Source organism: Paenibacillus sp. VTT E-133291, from assembly GCF_002264395.1.
Lineage (GTDB): Bacteria > Bacillota > Bacilli > Paenibacillales > Paenibacillaceae > Paenibacillus_AQ > Paenibacillus_AQ nitricinens.
On the sequence record NZ_NFVA01000161.1, the window covers coordinates 1 to 6368 of the forward strand.

Consider the following 6368-nt stretch of genomic DNA (forward strand, 5'->3'; position numbering starts at 1 on the left):
GGACGCGGAGCCTTATTGCTCCAATATCTTCGGATCACGTAGCGCTGTTACTACGTGTTTGCAGCACGGATGAAAAATCTCGTTACGTGGGAGGTCGCCAATATAACGGTAATTCCCAGGCGCATCTGGCGTAAGTTTAACGATCATTCCTTCGTACTCGCGGCATTTATCAACCGCGTTATGCTTCGAAATCACTCCGTAATAAGCGCCGCGGCCGACCGCTTCGTTAATCGTAGACTCGCGCTGTGTCGCGCCCATCTTCGTACGCGTTAACATCTCGACGTAGGTTTCTGGTCGCCAGCGCCGTCCTCCTGCGTCAATAATTCCGGTATCAACCGCGCTACCTAGCGTCTTCTGCATGCGCTGTAATATGTCGGCGTTAAGCGTACGGTTTCCGTTGATTCCGCGTGTCAAATTCGCGCGCATTGAATCGGCGGTTACCTGGCGGACGACTTGCTTAACTCGGCGATCTACGTTTTGTGTAACCGCCAGTAAATCCGCTTGTGTATCCGCAACGGCTGACGCTACGAATTCGCGATTGATCCGGTTAAACTTAACGATCTTCTGCGCCTCTTCTAACGTTTCCGCCGCGCCGAGTTGGACGATTGCAAGCGCAACGCCATCAGTAGCAGCTAACGGTATATAGCGATCAACCCACGCCGCCGATTCCGTATTCAGTCCACGCAAAATAACCGCAACCTCGGCGAGTGCGGCTTTCGAATTAGCGCGTGACATTGCGGATAAGTCTAAGCGTGAGAGTTCGGCGGATATTGCGAGCAACGCGTTCTTGTATGCGCGGACTAAGACGGCGACTTCGTAGTCGTACGTTGGCTCGATCATTCGTTAAACACCGTTGTGTCGACCGTGCCGAGTGTGCGTTCCTCATCAGCATCTATCTGCGTGATAATATGCGCAGCCTGTGCGTCACTGATCGCGTCCAAACGTTTAATTGCGGTTGCGACGTCGAGTGTAGCCTTACCGCCAGTACGTATGCTCATCGTTTCGGCTTCCGCTTTAGCATCTTTTGGTAGGCCGTCGCGCCATTCTATCGTCGGATAAACGGGCTCATACGGAACGAACCCTTCCACATTGCGATTTGCAAAGTTTTCAAGTTGCATCGCAGTCCATATTGCGTCACGAATAGCACGATCCATGTGCGCCCGAATGCGCTCGACCTTTTTAAGTATCGGCATCATCCGCATACCAATCGAAGCGCCGTCCGTGTGTGACGTTCCTGTTCCGCCTCTATCCGCTGTAATCGTGGTACCGAACAACCATTGCGGAGTTTCCGCCATCAGGAACACAAGTCCAAGAAGGTAATCCAATTCCTTAAACGCGCCTTCAAGTTGCGAGTTCCACACCATGTAACCCGGCGTTGGATCGCCATTACTCAGCGGAATGTACTTTCCGCCCCAACGAATAGATTGACCTGTTCCGTCCTCAACTCCGTCAAGTTCCGGACCGTAAGCCGTTGGGTCCGAATGTCTAAAGAGGATATAATCGACTTGAACTAAGCGGTCATTTATCGCAGCTAAGACGCTCTCCATCTTACTCACTGCGCTTTCTCCGCGCCAAGAATCGTCCGTAGTTTTATATGGCGCGTGATGTACGAGTAATTGCGGTGTTCCCGTTTCGATGACGTCTGACTCGCGGCCGGTAGCGACTTGATCACCGATTGTATACGTCGAAATAGGTACGCCCCATTCCGCATTAACGCTCTTTTCACTCAACCGATAGCGTTCGTACGTTATATATCCGGGAACATGGCGCTCGACTACGAGATAAGGTACGTATGAGGCTGCGTTTCCCGTAATCCAGCGGATAACTCTTCCGCCAGGCTCCTCGACCCAATCAATCCACGCGATGTTTAGCGCTTTAAACTTCTTACGTGAGCCCGCCGCTAACTCCGGAAATACTAAGTTAGCCGGAACGTTCTCGATAATCGGCTCTAACGGAGCTTCTGGCGCGGGCAATCCGAGCGCTTCCGTTTCAGAAAAGTCCGCCCTCTGCGCGTAATACGTTTTGAACCACGCGTCTCCACGATAGCCAGCCCCGATAGTAGATTCGTATATCAAACGGTTAATGTCGTTTTCTTCCGTGATCGAGTCAAGGCGTTCCTGTTCGCGTGAGTCTTTACCTTTACCGCTGTCATACGTAGGCGGTTCGCCGATAAGTAGATCCGCTGGCTTCGTCATAAGCACGTCGGCAACGTTGACCGCAATAAACAGCGTTTCGAGCTGCGGGGCGAATGGCGTATCCTTTAATAACGAAGATGCGCGTTCATAAATTTCAGCGTGGCGTCCTTCGTAGATACGTTGACCGCGCTTATATTGTGCGAGACGCGGGATATCTTTTTCAGGAGGGAATTGCTCTCCCGTACGGAAAATCTTTGTCAATTTGCGACCTCCTTTCGTCTACATCCAACTCGGTTTATTTTGTAGTCTCCGTTTGGCCTTCGCTACATTCTCAACCGCCATTGCTAAAGAGTCGGCGGAATCCACGTAATCACCGCGCGGGAATTGCGCCAATTGATCGAGAAGCATCGTATGTGCCGCGTTTAGTATCAGCGTTCTGTTATGAAACAACGGTTCAAGCGCTTCGATACGCTCTTCTTTACCAGTCTTATGAGATTTAACATCGTTAAGCCGCGTTTTATAAATGCCGAGCGTTCTCATACGCTCCTGCAGTTGCCGATAATATTCGTGCTGCGCGTTAATCGTCTCAACGCTAAAAACGTCGTGTTTAAATACGCGTATCCTTTCGATAATGACGTCGAGTATCTTGTGCGGAGGCTCTTTCGTTGCGTATTCGTCGAGTACGAAGATATAGCCGGTTTTATCGTGGCGGCCGACGGTCAGCACCGCGTTATAACAGGACCGCGCGTTCTTTCCTTGCGCAATATCCCACGCGCCACTTATCGTTAATTCCGAAAGTGGTATGCGTAAATCCTCGTAACGAATAAAGCGCCGGCCATCTTCGTATTCATAACGGTAATATCCGTAAGTGTCCGGAAAGAAGAACTGCTCGTCCTCACTAAACGCTAGATTCCGGAACTCCGAGTTATATGCGCGTGTTCCCATGTTGACTTTTTCGTGCATAAGCGCGCGATATGTCCAGCGCCAAGGCCACGCCAAAATAACGCCGGATTCAAGTTCGGCGCGATGTTCTTCGTAGAATGCGTCAGGCTCAGCGCTATCTTCTGACCGCGCATATATTTCGCAATATCGTTCCCATAGCTGCGGATTATCCGGCTCCTGGACGACTGCGCCGTGAAACGATGATTCAAAGTCGCGCCGCTTGAGTACGTGATTCAAAAGACCGGTCGCGCTGACCATCGTTCCGACGAGTATAATAGCGGTCGCTTTCGTTCCGATCGGGACGACAACAGAGTTAAACCAGTGAATCAGCTTCTCGCGCGCTTCCTTCGTGCCTTCGTTATTCTGCGATGATGGATCGTCGACAATAACGAGATCCGGACGATAAGAACCGTGACGCTTACCCCGTAGTTGCTTACCGGAGGACGACGCCTCGACCAGCGTACCCGATAGCGTAATGAACGCCTCTTCGTTGTCTTTTTCGTTAAGGTTATTTCGCTCATGCAAAAGGGGACCAAAGTCCCCTCGTAGTTTCTCGTTATATTTAAGCTGCTTGTTAACCCATCCGATGAGCTTTTTTGATAACGTATCTGTCTCGGATATGACAAGTATATATTTCCGCTTACGAAAGACCGTTTGATGCAACGGCTCGCTGTTCGAAAACATACCGGACTTTGAGTGACCACGCGCAGCGGCCACCGCTAATCTCGCGTTTCTTACAACGTTGTTTACGTGATTACATAACGCAAAGAACTCCGCGTGTATTGGCGCTATGTCTTCGAGAGGATCGTGCGGCGTTCCGTCCTCGCCATTCCTTACGATATTATCCTCGTTATCCGGATTTCCGGCATCCGATAGATATTCGTAAGTAAAGAATGCTAAGTCCTCTTCCGCGCGATCAATCCGCTTGAGACGTTTAATCTCCGCAATATCTGCGCGTAATGACTCTTCGTGATATGTCGTCGCGCGCCCTGCCTTTACTAGATCGCGGAGTTTCTTAGCGCGTTCCCCTACAAGCTTGATGCGCTCAGCACGCGCTGTTTTATCCAGCCATTCTCCGTTAATATACGCGATTTGAACGCACCTCCTCCGTTATGTGTCTCCGTCAAGTAGCGCGTCTAATTCGTCGATTTCCTGCGCTAATTCTTCGTTACTACGTGCGGATCCGGCATCCTTCGTTTCAACCGCGACCTGCTGCGTAATTAGTCCGAATCTGCGGAAGAATAAGTCGATCGCCTTAATACTCGGCTGGCTTCCGTCAATCGCGCGCATTAACTGGCGATACACTTTCGCACGGTCAGCGGATAAAAAATCGTCCGCGAGGTAATTAACGTAATCGATAAAGGCGCGTTTCTGCGTTCGCCATTCGTAGAGACATTTGCGCGATACGCCGATCTCTTCCGCGATGGCGTCGAACGTTAAGCGGTCTTCTTCCGGTGCAAACTCACGTTCAACACACATTAACGCTGCGCGTTTTTGGCGTCCGTCGAGCTGCGATTCGAGCGCTTGTTTACGTTTATCTGACACTGCGTTTCCTCCTTCGTTTATTTACGTGATATTTGCGTGAAATTAACGTCTTCCGTACGTGGGAATACGAATAGTCCCGAAGCGTACGAAACGCGCTAATTTGACGGTGATTCTGCGTGATTATTACGTGATGTGTGCGGTGAGTGTGCGTGTACCTCCCGAGATTAAAAAATTGTGCGCAAATTCCGAACAGCAAACGCAGGCCTGTCCGCATGGGGCGTTGGGGGTCCCGCCTAAATTCGCCTCCGACATGCGTTCCAACCGTTCCAAATACGAGCGTATAAGCAACGAAAATAAATACGCCTAATCAGCGCGCCATTACGTACTATAATCGTTCCAATATCCGTACCAATAACTACGTTGCATTCCCATACGTGTTTATGATACGATGGTAACAAATGGAACGGAGGCGATACGTTATGAAGATCGGATATGCACGGGTATCAACCGCTGAGCAATCGTTAGATATGCAGATAGACGCGTTGACGGCTGCCGGATGTGAACGTATTTATACGGAGAAAGCGTCAGGCTCCAAAGATGACCGCGCAGAGCTGGCGCGTGTAATGGATTTACTACGGGCAGGTGACATCCTCTACGTGTATAAACTCGATCGTCTAGCGCGTTCTACCGTTAAGCTAATATCTACGTTAGACGAGATACAGAAGCGCGGCGCTGAGTTCGTAAGCCTCAACGATAATATCGATACGTCTAACGCTATAGGACGCGCGTTCTTCGGAATGCTTGCGGTATTCGCCGAGTTCGAGCGTAACGTAATCGTTGAGCGTACACGCGCAGGACTCGCGGCTAGTAGAGCCCGCGGCCGTAATGGTGGTCGTCCGCCTACTGACCGCAAGAAGGTCGCGCAAGCCGTTAAGCTATACGATACGCAGGCGCATACAGTAGCGGAGATAACCGCGCTTACTGGCGTGACCAAAGCTACGTTATATCGTGCGTTAAAGGAACGCGAGGGCGCTAAGTAGCGCTCTTTTTCGTCTGACCCCGTGAGATTTCGGAGGGCTTCCGGGACGAGCCGACCAACAACCGTAATCGGCGTTATCCCCGTCACTAATCGGAACCCCTGCGCCATCATCCGCCAATCGCGTTCCTTCTATATAATGCGCAAGTATAAACGTAAGCCTCAGTAGCACGTTACATTAGCGTGTATCAACCGTATATTAACGTTCATCTACGCTGCCCTTACGTTTATACTTCCGCGATATCAAAGCGCCTATGTTAACGCTAAATCAACGCTATAAACACGCATAAAGAAGCGCTGCTCCTACGCTCGGGCAAAGCGTAAGAACAGCGCATGTATATTACGTTATCTCGTACTTATGCGTTATGGCTCCGCCTGTATTACGTACACAAGCGTAGTAACTACCGTTGTTATATTCTACGTTAGCTACGTCAGTACCGATAACCTGCGCCAGTAGTTTACGTGCGTAATCGTGAGACACGAAGTCGTCACTATACGCTTTAACGTCCGGAGGTATGATTCCGCCGTTATGTCCGCTCATATTAACGTTATCCCTCCGTTACTTCCCGTATTTAATCAACGCATATAATCCGATAATTAACGGTAGCCATACCACGTGCATAACTACGCGTTCCCATAACGGACAATCTAGCGCATATGGACGGAAGTATAATCCGGTTAGTAAATACGCAGCTACGATTAATGATGCGATTAACACTACGTTATCCCTCCGCTCACTGTACGTTCGCTTACGCTGTAACATCCGCGTT

The 6368-nt window shown here is 50.2% G+C and carries 7 protein-coding genes; 1 reads left to right on the forward strand and 6 read right to left on the reverse strand.

Annotated elements, in window-relative coordinates; all coding sequences use genetic code 11:
• Positions 1–12 precede the first annotated feature (12 nt).
• From CA598_RS30710 to CA598_RS30725, 4 genes are all read right to left on the reverse strand, one after another.
• Entirely contained in the window at positions 13–735 is a 723-nt protein-coding gene (locus CA598_RS30710) for a phage minor capsid protein (RefSeq protein ID WP_306440497.1), read from the reverse strand.
• Between the two features lie 101 nt (positions 736–836).
• The gene (locus CA598_RS30715; RefSeq protein WP_256990729.1) at positions 837–2195 is read right to left on the reverse strand and encodes a portal protein; all 1359 of its coding nucleotides are present in this window, start codon (positions 2193–2195) and stop codon (positions 837–839) included.
• 219 nt (positions 2196–2414) lie between these two features.
• On the reverse strand, positions 2415–3602 hold the full coding sequence (gene terL / locus CA598_RS30720; protein WP_306440498.1) for a phage terminase large subunit: 1188 nt from the start codon (positions 3600–3602) through the stop codon (positions 2415–2417).
• Between the two features lie 585 nt (positions 3603–4187).
• Positions 4188–4622 carry a phBC6A51 family helix-turn-helix protein gene (locus CA598_RS30725; RefSeq protein WP_094878956.1) on the reverse strand — a complete coding sequence of 145 codons (435 nt, stop codon included), beginning with the start codon at positions 4620–4622 and terminating at the stop codon, positions 4188–4190.
• Positions 4623–5041: 419 nt separating this feature from the next.
• Here CA598_RS30725 and CA598_RS30730 point away from each other — a divergent pair, with 419 nt between their 5' ends.
• Positions 5042–5602: a recombinase family protein gene (locus CA598_RS30730; RefSeq protein WP_094878957.1), complete on the forward strand. Its 561-nt coding sequence runs from the start codon at positions 5042–5044 to the stop codon at positions 5600–5602.
• Between the two features lie 336 nt (positions 5603–5938).
• On the opposite strand, the gene CA598_RS30735 is transcribed toward CA598_RS30730, so the two are convergent.
• Entirely contained in the window at positions 5939–6139 is a 201-nt protein-coding gene (locus CA598_RS30735; protein WP_094878958.1) for a hypothetical protein, read from the reverse strand.
• Positions 6140–6157: 18 nt separating this feature from the next.
• Positions 6158–6368, reverse strand: a 211-nt coding sequence (locus CA598_RS32500; RefSeq protein ID WP_218832637.1) for a hypothetical protein, incomplete at its 5' end; no start/stop codon positions are given.